A 19,874-nucleotide genomic window follows, 5' to 3' on the forward strand; every position below is an offset into this window, starting at 1 on the left:
TAAAGGGGAAAGAGTGAATGGTTGATAACGAACGGATGAAAGCCTCAGCGATCGTGGAAACAACGTACAAATTGAAATTGATAACACCGATGGCAATGCATGGTGCCAATGCGGGGGAAAAGGCGGAATTCCGCATTTCCTCATTGCGCGGAGTGTGGCGTTATTGGTGGCGGACGCTTCAGGAGGAAAAAAATCATACCGCGCTGCTAGAGCAAGAAGAAGAATGGTTTGGCGGGACACAGATAAAAAAACAAAAGTCTCCAGTGAATTTGCTTTTACAACGTTCGTTAAGTGGTTTAAAAAGAGAAAGCATCCTTCCGCATCGAACAAAAAAGTCGTTTGCGGTTAGAACGATTCCAGCAGGACAAGAAACAGCTGTTGTTATGCGGACATTGCAAAAACACAAGCAGTTGTTGGAGACATATGAATTGTATTTTCAGTACATGCTTCATCTTGCTGGGATGGGACAGCGGGCGCGCCGCGGATTTGGCGCGGTCCAATGGGAAGGACATCATTGGGAGACGGTCGCGGATTTCGTGGCTAGCTTGCAAGAAGTGCTTATTCGTTTGGGACAGAGTGAGAGGTTTCAGTTTTCCGACAGTGGATGCATCGTAAAGCGCAAAGGAGAAGCACGCACTTATCATCCAGTGTTGTCAGCGGTTTGGGTCGGTGAAGGACAAAAAACACCGCAGGAAGTGTTAAAACGCTTTGGCGTCGCGTCGCACGAGGCGAACCGCTATGGTCGGTTAGGTGCAGTTCGTCCGAAACGATTCGCTTCGCCGCTATGGTGTACCGTGCGGAAGATCGGGGATTTGTATTATCCGGTTGTCACCGAAGTAAAGGCGGATAGCTCTGTATACAAACAACCACAATATCAACGAGATCGAGATTTGTTTTTGGAAATAGCTGGGGTGAGGGTATGAGCAAACGGCAACTAGTGATTTTTACGGTTGGACCAGTGCAGTCATTTATTGCATCAGCGCGGAAAACGGAAGATTTTTGGAGCGGAAGTTACATCTTATCTTACCTTGTGCGTGAAGCGATGAAAGCGTTGTACCAAGCCGCTCCGCATTGTGAAATTGTATATCCTCTCGTTACTAAAGAGGAATTGGAAAATCCATCATCGCGCCATCTCCATATCGCCTCCATTCCGAACCGATTTACGGCAATTGTCAATGGAGAAGCGGAAAAAGTAGAAGCGATATTGCAAGAAACGGACCAAAGCGTGCGAAATGTATTTTGCGATTTTTGTTTTCAAGCGATTGATAACGTGTTTCCATTTCTTTTAGATCATGAGAAAGAAAAACTGAAGACAACGACGGAAGCACAAATCCGTTCGTTTTTAGAGATTTATTGGGTTGCTGAACCTTATGATGAAACGGAGTCGTTTAGACAAATTCGTGAGCGTGCCGAGCGCCGGCTTGGGGCGTTGAAAAACGAAAAGCGTTATGGATCTGTTCCTCAACACGGTTTAGTTTGTACCGTTTGTAAAGAGCGGGAAGCGTTATGTTTGGAGGATATAGACGAGTTCGACCGATACGGTGCGATGAAACAAAAATTGGTGAGAACATGGGAACGGCGCGCGGGAATATACAAAGAGCCGGAAGAAAATTCAGAACAAGAGCAATATGTTGGAAGAATAAAAAAGAATGAGTTTTTGTGCGGTATTTGTCTTGGTAAACGCGTTGCGCGTGATTACTTCACCCCGATCTTCGAAACAGCAGGAACAAAATTCCGTATTTTTCCATCCGTAACGGAAATTGGTTCAGGAAAATATTACGCGATCGTGATGATGGACGGCGACAATATGGGAAAATGGTTTTCCGGAGAGAACAAGGAAGACTATAGCCGCATCAGCCGAAAGCTTGCACATTTTTCACAGGAAGTTGTACCGAACATCGTTGAGAAGGACTATCATGGCCGGCTTGTATATGCGGGCGGAGACGATGTTCTCGCTTTCGTTCCGGTAGATGAAGCGTTAAAAATAGCGGAGGAATTACGTTTTGCCTTTAGCGATGAGAAAAAGGGATTAGGAAAAGGCGCCACTGCTTCGGTCGGGCTGATCGTTGCCCATAAAAAGGCTCCGCTGCAATTAGTGTTAAATGAGGTGCGGAGACTAGAACAAAAAGCAAAAAGCTATTACTCGGAAACTACGAAACATCAAAAAGACGCTTTAGCGATCGCCGTTCATACTCGTTCGGGAGAGATTTCGGAGGCGGTGTTGCCATGGACCGTGGAACAGGAAAAAATTACTGATGAGTTACATCAATTTCTTTTACTATTAAAGGAATCGCTATCACCGACGTTTATTCATCATTTTACACAAGCTTTTTATCCTCTCTTACATGAGGATTATCATTCGAAATGGGAAAACAAAGAAATGGTTCGCACAGAGTTGCGCCGATTGTTGAAACGATCGGTGAAAGAAGGTGCAAAAATAAATAATCTTGATTCGCATGTGGAAACACTTATGAAGTTGTACGATATAGTGCCAAGCGGATACGACTTTTTGTATCTATTGAAAATCTTAACCTTTTTCAAGCGGAAGGAGGGAACGGAAAAATGACAAAATTAACATTGAAGCCGGTAGATACGTTTTTTTTCAAAAACCATCATGTTACGGAAGCAGGAGAAGATACGGTGATGGAGTCGATGTTCCCTCCGCGACCAAACACGATTTACGGAGCTTTACGTGCCGCGTATATTCACACCCATACTACGTTTGATGAATTTGTTCGTGAAACAGATGAACATGTGAAAAGATGGATGGGAACACCAAATCAACGTGGGGAATTTCGATTACAATATTGCGCACTTACATATAAACAAGACATTCTTCTCCCGTTGCCATTAGATTATCAAGTAATTGAAGAAAAAAAATCTCTAAAAGCGTATCCGTTGTTGCTTGCAAACGATGAAAAGCCGTCTTCGCTGCAAGGAAAGTGGCGGCTTGCTTCTACAAGACGAGAAAAAACGAAAAGTTCCCAACATCAGTATGTTTCTCTACAGGAATGGAAGCATGCCATTTTACACGAAGCGCCAATATCATCTCTTATTTCGTTGTCGAAGTTAGTCGTGCGGGAAGAAAAGGTAGGAATTCGGTTGGATATAGGGAGCCGCACCGCACAGGAAGGGCTTTTATATCGAGTCATGCAGGGGCGTTTTCGTGATGACGGAGCTCTTGCGGTTTACATTGGAAACGGACCGGATTTTTCGAAAGTGAAGTTTGCCCGCATCGGCGGAGAAAATCGCCCGTGGATTATTCAGCAGTCTGAAGAAACATTTACATTATGGGATGAAAAAGAGAAAAAACAACTAGCAGAAAAAATAGCACAAACAAAGGTAGCGAAAATTATTTTCCTATCTCCAGCGATTTTTGAAAGTGGTTCACGCCCGTGCAACTTTGACGGCGAAAAGGTGACATTGCCGAATGGCGTGACGGTAAAATGGCTAACTGCTGCCATTGGACGACCAGAGTTATATGGCGGCTGGGATATCGTCCGTCATCGTCCGAAACCGCGAAAATGGATGGTGCCTGCTGGTTCGGTTATTTATGTAGAAGTGGAAGAAGAAGATATTTCGAAATTACTATTCGTTGCCAACGGAATGCATTTTACCGATGAAGGGGCAGAAGAAGGGTTCGGTTTTGCCGTCATTGCAAGTGCAAGTAAAAGTGAGGAGGAATTGTAATGTATTCAATCGTACGTCCATTTTTTCTACATGCAGTTACATCCGTTCACGCAGGAAGCGGAAGTGAAATCGGATTAGTTGATTTGCCGATTCAACGCGAAAAGCATACAGGGTTTCCAAAAATCGAAAGCTCATCGTTAAAAGGAGCGTTGCGTTACCATATCACGCAGTCGTTAAGAGAAAAAGGGGAAGACAAAAAACTAGAATTGATATTTGGCTCAGAAAAAGGAAAAGAAAACGAAACGCAGGCGAGCGCGATTGCGCTTAGCGACGCGCGCGTGTTGTTGTTCCCAGTTAAGTCGTTGCGCGGCGTGTTTGCGTGGATTACATGCCCACAAGTGTTAGAGCGGTGGAATAATGAAATCGCGCTTTATGATATCAGTATCGATCCGCTCCTAGTGCCAAGCCCGAATACAGTGAGTTCTGATCGCCTAATTGCGGCAAATCAACATATTGTATTGGAGGAATATACGTTTGAAGTAACGGTTTCCGATGATGCCAAACAGTTGGCGGATCAGCTTGCGAAATTGCTTTCTGACCATGTGCAAATTAACATTCAAGATCGATTGGTTGTATTGTCTGATGACGATTTTACTGATTTTGTGAAATTGTCAACTGAAGTAAATGCGCGTATCAAGATTGACCATGAAAAGGGAACAGTAGATAAAGATAATGGTGCTCTTTGGTATGAAGAAAACGTTCCGCCGGAAACGATTTTTTATAGCTTCCTTTACATCGGAAATGTACGCGGAAAAGGAATGGAAGGCCTTCAAAAAGCGGAAGACGTGAAAGCTTTTTTAGTGAAAGAAAATACGTTCCCGAAAGTATTTCAGCTTGGCGGCAATAGCACGTTAGGGCGAGGAATTCTTCGGACGATTTGGGTATAAAAGGGGTGTGTGTCGTGGCAAAAAACATTCAACGTGTTGGCATTGAAAATGGACGTGCCGCTTTTGCGTTTGAAGCAGTGAAAAAAGTAAAGGAAGATAAGCGTATCGGCAAATTTGAAAACTATCGGTCTTACGTCAAAAAAATGCCATCTCTTATTCAAGTAAACGGATTGGGGCAAGCATTGGCATTTTGTTATCAAAAAGAAAAAGAATATGAGGCGATTTATCAGGCGCTTCACGAATGGTTTCAAGAAAAATACCCTCATGCATTTCAAGGTGACAAAAAGGAATTTGTCCAAGTGGTCATTAACCTTCCAAGCGCAGAATACCGTCTTTGGACGATGGAAGCGTTGGCACTGTTAAACTGGATGCGTAAATTTGTCGACGGAATGGCAAAAGAAAATGAAGAGAAAGAACAATAAAGGGGGGAGGGAGATGTTTCTTCATCCAAGAGATACACAAGAGGTGGTCCGCCTTGCCGACAAACAGCAAATCTCCCATCTTGCTTATCATATGCATTACTGTTTGAAACATATATGGAATAAAAAGAAAAAAAGATACGAGATATTAAAAAAGATAGAAACAATTCCTGTGAATCGTGATTTGCAAGAAATCGCAAACGATGTCGCCCGGCAGCGTGAACAAGCGTTTGTCCATTGGGCACAAACAGGGTATGTCAAAAAGCTAAAAGCACATCCTATTGGGAAAATCGTTCATGGACTCGGCGCAGGTCATGTTCGGGAAACATCATTGACGATTCACCCTGTATACGGTGTTCCGTACATTCCTGCCTCCAGTGTTAAAGGGGTTGTACGCCACTGGTTTATCGAAGCATATTGTGATGGAAAGGAAGAAAACTTATTATCACACGAAACTGGTGCGCTCGTGTTCGGAACACAGGAGCGGCGAGGAGTTGTCCAATTTCATGACATCTTTTTAACAAATGGGCTACAGCTCGTTCCCGATGTGTTAACGGTACATATGAAAAAATATTATGAGAGAAAACAAGCGGCAACAGACGATCTATCCCCGACACCAGTTACGTTTTTTACTGTAATGGTTTCGGATGTCGACATCTATATAACGTGTGACCGCGCAATTAGTCTAACGACAGAACAAGCAAAGCAGCTGTTAGACAAAGCTGCTTCGTGGACAATCAGCGCCTTAACCGAATTCGGAATCGGTTCCAAAACATCGTCAGGGTATGGGTATTTTACTAATATCCAGGATGTTACAGAATCCGATTTTCTTCCTCTTGTCAAAAAAGAAAAAGAGCGGGAAGCAAAAAAGCTTTTAGAGGAACGTGAGAAAGAACAAGAACGCCAAAGATAAGAGGAAGAAGCGCGTCTGGCACAGCTTCCTCCAGAAGAACGGCTAGTGCGGCAAATCGAAATGCTTACCAATAGCCAGCAAGATCAAGAAAAAAGTAAATCTGTGCTGTATCAAGAGGTCATCGCGCAACAAAACAAACAGGCCGCACAAGCACTTAAAGCCTATTGGCAACGCATCGGACAATGGAACGTAAAACCAAGTAAGCAAAAACAATACGAAAAAGTACAAGCGATTCGGGCGTTGTTAGAAAGCTAACCCGTGTCGTCGACCTCCAATCGTGCAAAAATTGTGGAGGATCGACGACACTTCTTTTTCTCCTTCTTCCTTACAACCATCAATCATTACTATATATTGATCAAATTTTCTAAATGACGTATACTGATTTTAGCCATTTCAGAAAAACATTGATACATCAGCGTTTTTTAGGGGTTTTTATCTTACCTATGAGGAATTGAAACTCATCTTACTAGAGACAAAGAAGCTTTCCACGTCGGAGTTTTTATCTTACCTATGAGGAATTGAAACTATCAACCTCCATTTGATTTTTGAAGGCGATTCCTGTTTTTATCTTACCTATGAGGAATTGAAACATGATTTGGCCATCTGTTTGGAATCCTTTGGCCAAGTTTTTATCTTACCTATGAGGAATTGAAACCTCGGCTGGGAAATCGACGCGAACGGGATGCTTGTTGTTTTTATCTTACCTATGAGGAATTGAAACTTAATTCTCTGATATATGCCTTCTCCTTTTCATCTAAGTTTTTATCTTACCTATAAGGAATTGAAACTATCCAAGCATAGTGTTAGTCGAATAGTAACGTTAAATTTAAAGCTTGAGGACAGATGTTCCCCAAGCTTTTTTGTGCGATTATGATGTGTTTCATTATGTTAATCAGTGTCTCCCATAATATAGGGTTATGATTTTATAGTGTTCTTGTTGTTTCTTGTTGTTGGATTATCCCAGATATCAACGTCAATTCGTGCTTCTATAGTTTGCTGCAGTGTTTCCCCCCTTTGAGCCTGCCAAGACACCGTGTCCTCTTTTCTTTTGGCATAACTGCGAATTTCATCGATTGTCGCGGGTTCATTAACTTCATCTTAATCGCTAATTTTTAATTAGTTATACTAGTGTAGTGTAAAGATCTAATCAAGACTTTTTTAGGTGTATTTTAGAGAAATTATTTGTAAAATAAAGATGAACGTCTCTTCCTAGCCATGCTTTTATTGCAGCCTTACAGACAACTGCTCAGGAGAAGATGGAAGAAGCGTTCTAACATTGGATAAAAGGAAGTGTTACATAATGAAGGAATATCTTGAACGTGAACGTTATAACGAAAAATATAATTGGTTGGTTATGTCGAAAAGCCCTTATTTGAAGCAGCATGAAACGAATCCTGTCAACTGGCTGGAATGGTCGCCGGAAGCGTTTCAAAAAGCAAAAAGGGAAGGCAAGCCTGTGTTCTTGTCCATTGGCTATTCCTGACCCTTCGGGGTCAATAGATGAAGATGAAAGCGAGGATGCTTATATCCACATGTCACTGGTGTCATGTCATGGCGCATGAAAGTTTTGAGGATGAAGAAGTGGCAAAGATATTAAATGAGAAATATATATCTATTAAGGTGGACCGGGAAGAGCGACCGGATATTGACTCCGTGTATATGCGCGTCTGCCAGATGATGACGGGGCAAGGCGGGTGGCCGCTCAGCGTGTTTTTGACTCCGGAAGGGAAGCCGTTTTACGCGGGAACGTATTTTCCAAAACAGAGCCGCTATGGCCGTCCCGGCTTTATCGAGCTATTGACACGGTTGTATGACAAATATAAGGAAAATCCGGATGAAATTGTTCACGTTGCAGAACAAGTGACAGAGGCACTTCGCCAGTCTGCGCGTGCTTCGGGAACAGAGCGGCTTCCTTTTGCGGCAATCGAGAAAGCATACCGGCAGCTTTTGAACGGCTTTGACGCAGTATATGGCGGGTTTGGCGGCGCACCGAAATTTCCGATTCCGCATATGCTCATGTTTTTAATGCGGTACTATCAATGGAAGCGGGATGACCGCGCGCTTTTGATGGTGGAAAAAACGTTAAACGGCATGGCAAACGGCGGCATTTATGACCATATCGGCTATGGATTTGCCCGCTATTCGACCGATGCGATGTGGCTTGTGCCGCATTTTGAGAAAATGCTGTATGATAACGCGCTCTTAGTCATCGTATATACGGAAGCATATCAATTAACGAAAAAGGAACGGTATAAAGAGATTGCTGAACAAATCATCGAATTTGTCAAGCGGGAAATGACGTCACAAGATGGCGCGTTTTATTCAGCGGTTGATGCCGATTCCGAAGGAGTGGAAGGAAAATATTATGTTTGGACGCCCGATGAGGTGGTAAACGTCCTCGGTGCAGAACTGGGCGAGCTGTATTGCCGCGTTTACGATATTACCGAAGAAGGAAATTTTGCTGGAAAAAATGTACCAAACCTCATTCATGCGAGAATGGAGCGGATCGCAAGACGATACCGCCTGACGGAAGAAGAATTGCGCGAAAGGCTGGAAGAAGCAAGGAAGCAGCTGCTTGCCGAGCGTTCGTCACGCGTCCGCCCACATGTGGATGACAAAATTTTAACAGCTTGGAATGCATTAATGATTGCCGCGCTGGCGAAAGCGGCAAAAGTATACGAGCGCCGCGATTATTTGCAGATGGCCAAGCAAGCGCTTTCGTTTATCGAAACACGCCTTTGGCAAAACGGCCGGCTGATGGTGCGCTATCGCGGCGGGGAAGCGAAACATCTCGGCATTATTGATGACTACGCCTATCTCGTTTGGGCGTATGTCGAAATGTATGAAGCGACCTTGGATTTGGCGTATTTGCAAAAGGCGAAAACATGCGTGGAGCGAATGATCAGCCTTTTTTGGGATGAAAAGCATGGTGCGTTTTTTATGACAGGCAATGACGCCGAAGCGCTCATTATCCGGGAAAAAGAAATTTATGATGGCGCGCTGCCATCGGGAAATAGCGTAGCGGCTGTACAGATGATTCGCCTAGCAAGGCTGACAGGCGATTTGGCGCTATTGGAAAAAGCCGAAACGATGTATAAAGTTTTCCGGCGCCAAGTCGAAGCATACGAAAGCGGCCATACGTTTTTCTTGCAAGGGCTGTTATTGATTGAAACGCCGGCGGCCGAGGTCGTGCTGTTCGGCAAACAAGGCGATGAAAAGCGGGAGCAGTTTATTCTAAAGTGGCAGCACGCTTTTGCGCCAAACGTTTTCTTGCTGGTGGCGGAACATCCGGCCGATGTTGCGGGCATCGCTCCGTTTGCGGCGGAGTATGAACCGCTTGGCGATGAAACGACCGTATACGTGTGTGAAAATTTTGCCTGCCAGCAACCGACGACGGACGTCGAGTTTGTTGCCGAGCAGCTGTTTGAATGATTCTTTAGCAGGATTTTTTTCGCTTGTGAAGAATAAGTACGTCGAAAACAAAAATAAAGGAGAGAGCGGATATGCCAATAACAAATCCAAGCAGAGAAGAAATCGGGGAAATTTTGCGAAAAGCAAAGCGCATCGCCGTCGTTGGGCTATCAGACAATCCGGAGCGGACGTCGTACACGGTGGCGAAGGCGATGAAAGACGCCGGCTATGAAATTATTCCTGTCAATCCGATGATCGAGGAATGGGAAGGCATCAAAGCGGTGAAAAAACTGACGGATATTGATGGCCATGTCGATATTGTGAACGTATTTCGCCGTTCCGAACATTTGCCGGAAATCGCCCGTGAATTTGTGCAAATCGATGCCGATGTTTTTTGGGCGCAGCTCGGCGTTGTTAATGAAGAAGCCTATGAATTTTTGAAAGAAAAAGGGTATACGGTTGTGATGGATCGCTGCATTAAAGTGGAGCATGCGTTGACGCAACAACATTAAGCGAAATCGACCATCTTTTAAGATGGTCATTTCCATTTTTAGAGGGAATTTTGCATATTTTGTCCTAATCGGTAAAATAGGCGTAGACGCTCGCGAATTTTGTGTTACAATAAAACAGAAACAAATGTTCTTGTTTTATTTGAAAGGGGTATGTATGTGACAAAACCATCCGTATATGAATACAACGATGATGCGATTCAAGTGTTAGAAGGACTTGAAGCGGTTCGGAAGCGGCCGGGGATGTATATCGGCAGCACCGATAGCCGCGGGTTGCATCATCTTGTCTATGAAATTGTCGACAATTCGGTTGATGAAGCGCTGGCAGGTTACGGAAATTATATTCTCGTCAAAATACATAAAGATAACAGCGTTACTGTGCTTGACGAAGGGCGCGGCATGCCGACGGGGATGCATAAGCTCGGCAAGCCGACGCCGGAAGTGATTTTGACGGTGCTTCACGCCGGCGGAAAGTTCGGGCAAGGCGGCTATAAAACGAGCGGCGGCTTGCACGGAGTCGGCGCATCGGTCGTCAACGCGCTGTCGGAATGGCTGGTAGTGACGATTCATCGCGACGGCTTTATTTATCAGCAGCGTTTCGAAAACGGCGGAAAGCCAGTGACGACGCTGGAAAAAATCGGGACGACGAACAAAACGGGCACGATCATTCAGTTTAAGCCAGATCCGGCGATTTTCAGCACGACAACGTTTAACTATGAGACATTAAGCGAGCGTTTGCGCGAATCGGCGTTTTTGTTAAAAGGGTTAAAAATCGAGCTCATCGATGAACGGACCGGGATGAGCGATGTGTTTCATTATGAAAACGGGATTAAAGCGTTTGTCGAATATTTAAACGAAGATAAAGATGTTCTTCATCCTGTCGTTTATTTTGAAGGAGAGCAAAACGGCATTGAAGTCGAATTTGCTTTTCAGTTTAACGACGGTTATTCGGAAAACGTGCTGTCATTTGTCAACAACGTGCGCACGAAAGACGGCGGCACGCATGAAGCGGGAGCGAAGACAGCAATGACGCGCGTCTTTAACGAGTATGCGCGCAAAAACGGGCTGTTGAAAGAAAAAGATAAAAACTTAGAAGGCACCGATATCCGCGAAGGATTGTCGGCGATCGTCTCGGTGCGAATTCCGGAAAACTTGCTGCAATTTGAAGGGCAGACGAAAGGAAAGCTCGGGACAAGCGAAGCCCGTTCCGCTGTTGACGCAATCGTGTCCGAGCATTTAACGTACTTTTTGCAAGAAAACCCGGACGTGAGCACGATGCTGATTAAAAAAGCGATCCGGGCATACCAGGCGCGGGAAGCGGCGCGAAAAGCGCGCGAGGAAGCGCGGAGCGGAAAGAAGCGAAAAGGAAAAGAGACGGTGTTAAGCGGAAAATTGACGCCGGCGCAATCGCGCAATCCGCAAAAAAACGAATTGTATTTAGTGGAGGGAGATTCGGCGGGCGGTTCGGCGAAACAAGGACGCGACCGCCGTTTCCAAGCGGTATTGCCGCTGCGCGGAAAAGTGATCAACACGGAAAAAGCGAAGCTTGCCGACATTTTGAAAAACGAGGAAATCAACACGATTATCCACGCGATCGGCGGGGGAGTTGGACCGGATTTTTCGCTTGATGACATTAACTACGATAAAGTCATTATTATGACCGATGCGGACACGGACGGCGCGCATATTCAAGTGCTGCTTTTGACGTTTTTCTACAGGTATATGCGCCCGCTCATCGAAGCGGGAAAAGTGTATATCGCGCTGCCGCCGCTCTATAAAGTAAGCAAAGGCAGCGGCAAAAAAGAAATCGTTGAGTACGCCTGGACCGATGCGCAGCTCAAAGAAATTACGAAGAAACTCGGCAAAGGCTATACGGTGCAACGCTATAAAGGGCTTGGCGAAATGAACGCCGAACAATTATGGGAAACGACGATGAACCCGGAGACGCGCACATTGATCCGCGTGCGGATTGAAGATGCGGCAAGAGCAGAGCGCCGCGTCACGACACTGATGGGCGATAAAGTCGAGCCTCGCCGCAAATGGATTGAGGCGAATGTTGCCTTCGGATTAGAAGACGATCCAAATATTTTAGACAATGAGCACGTATTTATCGCAGGAGGGGATTATTGATGGCAGAAAGGTTATTAGATTTGCCGCTGGAGGACGTGCTTGGCGACCGGTTTGGACGCTACAGCAAATATATTATTCAAGAACGCGCGCTTCCCGATGCCCGCGATGGCTTAAAGCCGGTGCAGCGCCGCATTTTATATGCGATGTACATCGATGGGAATACGGCGGATAAACCGTTCCGCAAGGCGGCGAAAACAGTCGGGAACGTGATCGGAAACTTCCATCCGCACGGCGATTCGTCTGTTTATGAGGCGATGGTTCGGATGAGCCAAGATTGGAAGCTGCGCAATATATTAATTGAAATGCACGGCAATAACGGAAGCATTGACGGCGATCCGCCGGCGGCGATGCGCTACACGGAAGCGCGTCTGTCTTCGATCGCTTTGGAGTTGTTGCGCGATATTGAAAAACAGACCGTTGAATTTGTCCCAAACTTTGATGATACGACGAACGAGCCGGTTGTGCTGCCGGCGATGTTTCCCAATTTGTTAGTGAACGGTTCTACCGGCATTTCGGCGGGATATGCGACCGAAATTCCGCCGCATCATTTAGGCGAAGTAATTGATGCGGTAATCATGCGCATTGACAAGCCGAAGTGCACGGTCGATGAGCTGATGACGGTGATTCAAGGCCCGGATTTTCCAACGGGCGGCATTATTCAAGGGAAAGACGGCATCAAAAAAGCGTATGAAACGGGAAAAGGAAAAATCATCATCCGCGGCAAAGCGGCGATTGAACAAGGAAAAGGCGGGAAAAAGCAAATTATCATCACAGAGCTTCCGTATGAGGTGAACAAAGCGAATCTTGTCAAAAAAATCGATGAACTTCGCTTTGACAAAAAGCTGGACGGCATTGCCGACGTCCGCGACGAAACGGACCGCACCGGGCTGCGCATTGTCATTGAACTGAAAAAAGACGCCGATGCGGAAGGAATTTTAAATTATTTATATAAAAACACCGATTTGCAAGTGCCGTACAGTTTTAATATGGTCGCGATCCACGAGCGCCGGCCGAAGCTGTTGAGCCTTCCGGAATTGTTGGACGCGTATATCGAACACCGAAAAGAAGTGGTGACGAACCGTTCGCAATACGAGCTGAAAAAAGCATATGAGCGCCAGCATATTGTCGAAGGCTTAATGAAAGCTTTATCCATTTTAGACGAAGTGATTGCGACGATCCGCGCTTCCCGCGATAAGCGCGATGCGAAAGACAACTTAATAGCGAAGTATGAGTTTACGGAAGCACAGGCGGAAGCGATCGTGTCGCTGCAATTATACCGGTTAACGAACACGGATATTACGGCGTTGCAGCAGGAAGCGGAACAGCTGGAAAAAACGATTCAGGAACTGACCACTATTTTAAACAGTGAAAAGAAATTGCTTGCGGTGATTAAAAGAGAATTAAAAGCGATGAAAAAGCAATATGCCGATGAACGACGAACGGTGATTGAAGACGAAATCGAAGAACTAAAAATTAATTTGGAAGTGATGATTCCGTCAGAAGACGTCATTGTCACTGTGACGAAAGAAGGATATGTGAAGCGGACGAGTTATCGTTCTTACAATGCTTCAAATGGTCAAGATTTCGGCATGAAAGAATCGGATCGGCTGCTTTCGCAAATGGAAATGAACACAACCGATGTATTATTATTATTTACGAGAAAAGGCAATTACTTGTACTGTCCGGTTTATGAGCTGCCGGATATCCGCTGGAAAGATGTCGGTCAGCACATTTCCAATTTGATTCCACTTGACCGCGATGATGATCTTATTGCCGCCGTTCCGGTCAAACGGTTTGATGAACCGTTAAGCCTTGTTTTTGTCACCAAACAGGGCATGGTGAAACGGACGGAGCTGGCGCAATATAAAGTGCAACGCTATACGCGTCCGCTTGTCGCAATCAATGTCAAAGAAGGCGATGAAGTCATACATGTGCATGCGACAGATGGACAACAAAGCTTATTGCTCATCACGAACCAAGGATACGGATTATGGTTCGATGAAGCGGAAATCAGCATGGTCGGCGTGCGCGCTGCTGGAGTGAAAGGGATCAATTTAAAAGAAGGGGATCATGTCGTTTCCGCACATCCGATTGTGGCTGAAGGCGAGCAGTATTTAGTCATCGTGACCCAGCGCGGCGCCATAAAAAAAATGCCATTAAGCGAATTTACGAAAACGTCGCGCGCCAAGCGCGGAGTGGTCATGCTGCGTGAATTAAAAACAAACCCGCACCGCATCGTTGCTTCTGTTTTGACGGATAAGAACGACGAGATGTTGTTTATTCGCACAGAAACAGGAGAAATCGAGACGCTTTCCGTTTCTTCGCTGCGCGTTGCCGATCGCTACAGCAATGGTTCTTTTATCATTGACAGCGATGAAGCGGGAAACGTGATCGATATGTGGAAACAGCCATTTAATATATTAGGAAAAGAGGAGATGAGATGAAATTTAAACGGCAAGAAGCGTTTCGCTATCAGTTTGGCCAGCCTCTCCCATGCACATTCCGTCTTGTGCACGATGATGAAAAATATATAGAAATCGAGGAGAAAAACGCCCATATTCATGATATTAGCCCACGTGGAATGAAACTGGAAACCCCAGCGCGGATTCCGTGCGAACGTGGCCAAGAGATTGAAATAATATTTACGCTCAATGATGTGGAGTTTTGCTTCTTAGGAAAAATTGTATGGGAGAGGCCGTTTGCGCGAATGCATTATTATGGAGTACGACTGTTGATTTCAAATGAACAGGGGGAAAAGCTTATCAGTGAGATTAAACGGCATGCGGCGCTTCACCGCAAACGTTAAAAACAACTCGGCGATGTACCGAGTTGTTTTTTATTTTTATTACCAAAATTTCCACCATTTATTTGAACGTTTCGCGTTGGTGCTGGCTGCCGTTTGGCGGAAGGAAAGCACAAGTTCGCGAAACGCTTTTTCGCGCTCCAGAATTTGTTCTTCGTAGCGCCTTTGTTTTTCTTTTTCTTCTTGCAAAAACGTGACGACATTGTCGAGATGTTCATGAATTTCTTCGGTTTCTTCCTGCAATGTTTTTGTATATCGTGCTAATGATTGATGAATTTCTTGTTTCGTGGCTGCGGAGTTTTCGCAAATTTCCTCCATGTATATTTTCATTTCTGCTACTGCTTGTTGCACTGCCTCTGTCGTTTCTTTTTTGAGTTCGCCAACGATTTCTTCTTTCATCGTCTTCGCCAATTGTTCCGCTATGTAGTGAGAATCGTGCCGCAAAGGATGCGGCGCGTCAATCGCTTCGCCGCCCGCTCCGGTGTTTTGTTGTTCTTCCTGCAAATATTGAATAATATCATGTTTTGTTTTTTTCTCTGAGAACCATTGTTTAATTTTTGTAAATTGTTCCAGTAACTCGTCGTTATAAATGCGTGCCCCTTGTTTCGTCCGTGGAACTGTAATGTATTGGGCAAATTCTTTTTCCCATTGTTTCAGGATTCGCGGAGCGACTTCCACTTTTTTGGCGGCTTCGCGGAGTGTATAGGATTTCATCGGGCTTTGTCCATCCTTTCTCTATAAAGTTAATATGTTTATTTCCAAGAGAATGGTTTATTTTCCTGCTAAATGACAAAACATATCAAAAAAAGTGGCCGGTAGCGAAAAAAGAAGAAAAATGTCGAAAATAAATGTTGACGAACTTGTATATACAAGTTAAAATAAAAGTAGCTTGTATATACAAGTTTAATTTGAAAACGATTGCTGAAAGCGGTTAAATCACAAGGAGTTAGGGGGTTTTCGTGATGGGGGCTTACGAACAATCGGTCGCCAAAATTGTCGAAGCGATTGGCGGAAAAGAAAATATTGTCGCCGCCACCCATTGTGTCACGCGATTGCGCTTCGCGTTAAAAGATGAGGGAAAAGTCAATAAAGAAGCGTTAGAAAGCATTGATATTGTGAAAGGCTCGTTTTCTGCGAACGGTCAGTTTCAAGTGGTGATTGGACAAGGACTTGTCGATAAAGTATATAACGAATTGGTGGAAATGACCGGAATCGGCAGAGCGACGAAACAAGAAATTAAAGATGCTGCGGAAGCGAAGCTAAACCCATTGCAACGCGCTATTAAAATATTAGCGGATATTTTTATTCCGATTTTACCGGCGATTGTGACAGCTGGTTTGTTGATGGGGATTAACAACATTTTAACAGGTCCTGATATTTTTTATGAAGGCAAATCGTTTGTCGAAGTGCATAAAGAATGGGCAGACTTCGCCAACATGATCAACCTTATCGCCAATACGGCGTTCGTCTTCTTGCCTGGTTTAATCGGATGGTCGGCAGTGACGAAGTTTGGCGGAAGTCCGCTGTTAGGAATTGTCCTTGGGCTGATGCTTGTTCATCCTGATTTGTTAAATGCGTGGGGATGGGGAGCTGCGAAAGAAAAAGGCGAAATTCCTATTTGGAATTTATTCGGATTTGAAGTCCAAAAAGTCGGGTATCAAGGCCAAGTGCTTCCGGTGCTTGTCGCTGCTTATGTTCTTGCGAAAATCGAGCAATTTTTACGCAAACGCATACCGGATGCATTCCAATTGTTGCTTGTTGCGCCGATTGCGTTGTTAATTACAGGCTTTTTAGCATTCATTGCGATTGGTCCGATTACATTCGCGATCGGAAACGCGATTACACATGTATTTGTCAGCGTTTTTGATAATGTTCCAGCCATTGGCGGCTTTTTGTATGGCGCGTTGTACGCACCGCTTGTCGTCACAGGAATGCATCATACATTTTTGCCGGTTGACTTGCAGTTAATTGCAAACACAGGCGGTACGTTCTTATGGCCAATCCTTGTCATGTCAAACATTGCCCAAGGTTCTGCGGCATTAGCGATGATGTTTGTTGCTAAAGATGAAAAACTGAAAGGTCTTTCTTTCACATCTGCGGTGTCGGCTTATCTTGGCATAACCGAACCAGCGATGTTCGGGGTGAATTTGCGTTTCCGTTATCCATTTATTTCGGCGATGACTGGCGCAGCGATTGCCGGAATGTTTATAACGCTGAACAAAGTAATCGCGCCATCGATTGGCGTTGGCGGGTTGCCAGGATTTTTGTCGATCGTGCCGCAAAAGTGGGTGCCGTTCTTCATCGGAATGGCAATCGCAATCATCGTGCCGTTTGTTTTAACATTTGTTTTCAGCAAGTTCCGCAAAGAAGAGAGCCGTTAATATATAAAACTATGTTCTAAATAATCATTAAACATGCCATTGGCAAATATCCGCCAATGGTATCGTGTTTTTATCCATATATAATCGAAATAATCGGACGAGGTGATGATTCAGTGCAGCATCCATGGTGGAAAAAAGCAGTCGTATATCAAATTTATCCAAAAAGCTTTAATGACACAAACGGTGACGGAATCGGTGATTTAGCGGGAATTATCGAAAAGCTCGATTATTTGAAACAACTCGGCGTGGATGTCATTTGGCTGACGCCGATTTACAAATCGCCGCAGCGTGACAATGGCTATGATATTAGCGACTATTTTCAAATTCACGATGAGTATGGGACGATGGAAGATTTTGACCGCTTGTTGGAAGAAGTGCATCGGCGCGGCATGAAATTAATCATGGATATGGTCGTCAACCATACGTCGACAGAACATGAATGGTTTAAGCAGGCGCGGACATCAAAAGACAATCCGTATCGTAATTTTTACATTTGGCGGGATCCAAAGCCGGATGGAAGCGCTCCGACGAACTGGCAGTCGAAGTTTGGCGGCTCGGCGTGGGAGTACGATGAGAAAACAGGTCAATATTATTTGCACTTGTTTGACGTGACACAAGCGGATTTAAACTGGGAAAACGAAGAGTTGCGCCGCCGCATTTATGATATGATGCATTTTTGGTTTCAAAAAGGCGTGGACGGCTTCCGTTTAGATGTTGTCAACTTGTTGTCTAAAGATCAACGTTTTCTCGATGACGACGGTTCGATGCCGCCGGGCGACGGCCGCAAGTTTTACACGGACGGGCCGCGCATCCATGAATTTTTGCATGAGATGAACCAGGAAGTATTTTCGAAATACGATGTGATGACGGTTGGGGAAATGTCATCGACAACGATTGATCATTGCATTAAATACACCAATCCGGAACGCCGTGAATTGAATATGGTGTTTAATTTCCATCATTTAAAGGTGGATTATCCGAACGGGGAAAAATGGGCGGTCGCTGATTTCGATTTTCTTGCTTTGAAGCGAATTTTATCAGAATGGCAAGTAGAGATGCATAAAGGCGGCGGCTGGAACGCGCTGTTTTGGTGCAACCATGACCAGCCGCGGATCGTGTCACGTTACGGCGATGATGGAAAATATCATAAAGAATCAGCGAAAATGCTTGCGACCGTCATTCATATGATGCAAGGGACGCCGTATATTTATCAAGGGGAAGAAATCGGCATGACCGATCCGAAATTTGAGCGGATTGACGATTACCGGGACGTGGAATCGCTCAATATGTATCACATTTTGCGAGAACAAGGAAAAAGCGAGCAAGAAGTGCTTGAAATTTTAAAACGGAAGTCACGCGATAACTCACGGACGCCGATGCAATGGGACGACAGCGAGAACGCCGGGTTCACGACAGGCAAGCCTTGGATTCGCGTCGCGCCGAACTATCAACAAATTAATGTGAAAAAAGCGCTGGAAGATCCGACATCGGTTTTCTATCATTATCAGCGGCTCATTCAATTACGCAAACAATATGATATTATCACGACGGGAGATTATCAGCTATTGCTTGAAGATCATCCGGATATTTTTGCCTATTTGCGAAACGGGGAGAATGAAAAGCTGCTTGTTGTGAATAATTTTTACGGAAGGGAAACGACGTTCATCTTGCCGGATGATGTTGCTGTAAACGGCTATGCGAGCGAAATATTAATTTCTAACTATGATGACTCACCGAGCGATTTTCGAAAAATAACGCTTCGCCCGTATGAATCGATTGTTTATTACTTGACAAAATCATGATACAATACATGTCGGTGAGTGATATGTATGAAAATAAATATTTAACGATTTATCATGATCTTGCCGGAAAAATTCGTCAAGGGTATTGGAAACCGTATGACAAACTGCCGTCAGAGAACGAATTGGTCAAACGGTATCGCACATCGAGAGAAACGATTCGCAAAGCGCTGAATTTGCTGTCTGAACATGGCTATATTCAAAAAATGAAAGGAAAAGGCTCGCTCGTTTTGGATGTTGGCAAATACGATTTTCCGGTTTCCGGGTTGGTTAGCTTTAAAGAATTGGCGCAAAACATGAAACAGCCTGTGAAAACGATTGTCAACGAACTGGAGGTCATTAAACCGGATCCGGATTTGAAGCGGTATTTGCACGCGACGAGCAAAGACGAAATATGGAAAGTGATTCGTTCCCGCGAAATAGAAGGAGAACGGATCATTTTAGACAAAGATTTTTTCTATAAAAAATATGTCCCGACATTGACGCGGGAAATATGCGAAGATTCCATTTACGAGTATTTAGAGAAACAGTTAAAATTAAAAATCAGCTTTGCGAAAAAAGAAATGACCGTTGAAAAAGTCAATGACGAGGATCGGAAATATTTAGATTTAAACGGTTATGATCACATCGTTGTCGTAAAGAATTTCGTTTATTTAGATGATGCAACGCTATTTCAATATACAGAGTCGCGCCACCGCCTTGATAAATTCCGTTTCGTTGATTTCGCGAGACGAAAGTGAACGAACACTTGTGTTTTCACGCAAGTGTTCGTTTCTTTTTCATTCCGTATCAAAACCAAAAGAATTTTTGAGTGTGCCCAATGCAATGGACTGGCGCAGGAATTTAAAAACCAGATCGGTTATTTTTCATCTCATTTAAATCTAATAAAACTATGTGCTAAATAATCAACAACAAAAATATCATAATCCATC

General features: G+C 44.5%; 17 protein-coding genes and 1 CRISPR repeat array. Of the genes, 16 read left to right on the plus strand and 1 reads right to left on the minus strand.

Annotated elements, in window-relative coordinates:
* Positions 1–17: 17 nt before the first annotated feature.
* The 13 genes from cmr1 (at position 18) to AOT13_RS12560 (ending at position 14,765) form a co-directional block, all read left to right on the plus strand.
* The gene (cmr1, locus tag AOT13_RS12505; RefSeq protein ID WP_013876950.1) at positions 18–923 is read left to right on the plus strand and encodes a type III-B CRISPR module RAMP protein Cmr1; all 906 of its coding nucleotides are present in this window, start codon (positions 18–20) and stop codon (positions 921–923) included.
* Positions 920–2,566 carry a type III-B CRISPR-associated protein Cas10/Cmr2 gene (cas10, locus tag AOT13_RS12510; RefSeq protein ID WP_013876949.1) on the plus strand — a complete coding sequence of 549 codons (1,647 nt, stop codon included), beginning with the start codon at positions 920–922 and terminating at the stop codon, positions 2,564–2,566. The genes cmr1 and cas10 overlap by 4 nt, the downstream gene beginning before the upstream one ends.
* Positions 2,563–3,690 (plus strand): type III-B CRISPR module-associated protein Cmr3, encoded by a 1,128-nt coding sequence (gene cmr3 / locus AOT13_RS12515; RefSeq protein ID WP_013876948.1) that lies wholly within the window; start codon positions 2,563–2,565, stop codon positions 3,688–3,690. The genes cas10 and cmr3 overlap by 4 nt, the downstream gene beginning before the upstream one ends.
* Positions 3,690–4,577, plus strand: coding sequence for a type III-B CRISPR module RAMP protein Cmr4 (gene cmr4, locus AOT13_RS12520; RefSeq protein ID WP_042385329.1), 888 nt, complete (start codon positions 3,690–3,692; stop codon positions 4,575–4,577). The genes cmr3 and cmr4 overlap by 1 nt, the downstream gene beginning before the upstream one ends.
* Before the next feature lie 14 nt (positions 4,578–4,591).
* Complete coding sequence (cmr5, locus tag AOT13_RS12525) at positions 4,592–4,999, plus strand: type III-B CRISPR module-associated protein Cmr5 (RefSeq protein WP_042385332.1); 408 nt, start codon at positions 4,592–4,594, stop codon at positions 4,997–4,999.
* Positions 5,000–5,012: 13 nt separating this feature from the next.
* Positions 5,013–5,909, plus strand: a complete 897-nt coding sequence (cmr6, locus tag AOT13_RS12530; protein ID WP_232511522.1) for a type III-B CRISPR module RAMP protein Cmr6 — start codon at positions 5,013–5,015, stop codon at positions 5,907–5,909.
* Positions 5,910–5,954: 45 nt separating this feature from the next.
* A complete protein-coding gene (locus AOT13_RS21075; protein WP_232511523.1) occupies positions 5,955–6,164 on the plus strand; it encodes a hypothetical protein in 210 nt (69 codons plus the stop codon).
* Positions 6,165–6,337: 173 nt separating this feature from the next.
* Positions 6,338–6,697: direct repeats of the CRISPR family, unit length 30 nt; unit sequence GTTTTTATCTTACCTATGAGGAATTGAAAC.
* 512 nt (positions 6,698–7,209) lie between these two features.
* Positions 7,210–7,392 carry a DUF255 domain-containing protein gene (locus tag AOT13_RS21180; RefSeq protein WP_035502040.1) on the plus strand — a complete coding sequence of 61 codons (183 nt, stop codon included), beginning with the start codon at positions 7,210–7,212 and terminating at the stop codon, positions 7,390–7,392.
* Positions 7,393–7,460: 68 nt separating this feature from the next.
* Positions 7,461–9,341, plus strand: a complete 1,881-nt coding sequence (locus tag AOT13_RS12540) for a thioredoxin domain-containing protein (RefSeq protein ID WP_042385336.1) — start codon at positions 7,461–7,463, stop codon at positions 9,339–9,341.
* 71 nt (positions 9,342–9,412) lie between these two features.
* Complete coding sequence (locus AOT13_RS12545; RefSeq protein ID WP_003250592.1) at positions 9,413–9,832, plus strand: CoA-binding protein; 420 nt, start codon at positions 9,413–9,415, stop codon at positions 9,830–9,832.
* A gap of 150 nt (positions 9,833–9,982) precedes the next feature.
* Positions 9,983–11,959, plus strand: coding sequence for a DNA topoisomerase IV subunit B (gene parE, locus AOT13_RS12550; protein WP_199858269.1), 1,977 nt, complete (start codon positions 9,983–9,985; stop codon positions 11,957–11,959).
* Positions 11,959–14,403, plus strand: a complete 2,445-nt coding sequence (gene parC, locus AOT13_RS12555) for a DNA topoisomerase IV subunit A (RefSeq protein WP_003250589.1) — start codon at positions 11,959–11,961, stop codon at positions 14,401–14,403. Before parE ends, parC begins: the two co-directional genes overlap by 1 nt.
* Positions 14,400–14,765, plus strand: a complete 366-nt coding sequence (locus tag AOT13_RS12560) for a PilZ domain-containing protein (protein ID WP_003250588.1) — start codon at positions 14,400–14,402, stop codon at positions 14,763–14,765. Before parC ends, AOT13_RS12560 begins: the two co-directional genes overlap by 4 nt.
* Before the next feature lie 39 nt (positions 14,766–14,804).
* Here AOT13_RS12560 and AOT13_RS12565 read toward each other — a convergent pair whose 3' ends face one another.
* Positions 14,805–15,476, minus strand: coding sequence for a MerR family transcriptional regulator (locus tag AOT13_RS12565; RefSeq protein ID WP_003250587.1), 672 nt, complete (start codon positions 15,474–15,476; stop codon positions 14,805–14,807).
* Between the two features lie 248 nt (positions 15,477–15,724).
* Here AOT13_RS12565 and treP point away from each other — a divergent pair, with 248 nt between their 5' ends.
* The 3 genes from treP (at position 15,725) to treR (ending at position 19,682) form a co-directional block, all read left to right on the plus strand.
* Entirely contained in the window at positions 15,725–17,143 is a 1,419-nt protein-coding gene (gene treP, locus AOT13_RS12570) for a PTS system trehalose-specific EIIBC component (protein ID WP_003250585.1), read from the plus strand.
* Positions 17,144–17,256: 113 nt separating this feature from the next.
* Positions 17,257–18,945 (plus strand): alpha,alpha-phosphotrehalase, encoded by a 1,689-nt coding sequence (treC, locus tag AOT13_RS12575; protein ID WP_013400877.1) that lies wholly within the window; start codon positions 17,257–17,259, stop codon positions 18,943–18,945.
* Positions 18,946–18,968: 23 nt separating this feature from the next.
* Positions 18,969–19,682, plus strand: coding sequence for a trehalose operon repressor (gene treR, locus AOT13_RS12580; RefSeq protein ID WP_035502036.1), 714 nt, complete (start codon positions 18,969–18,971; stop codon positions 19,680–19,682).
* Positions 19,683–19,874: the final 192 nt, after the last annotated feature.

It is taken from the genome of Parageobacillus thermoglucosidasius, assembly GCF_001295365.1.
Lineage (GTDB): Bacteria > Bacillota > Bacilli > Bacillales > Anoxybacillaceae > Parageobacillus > Parageobacillus thermoglucosidasius.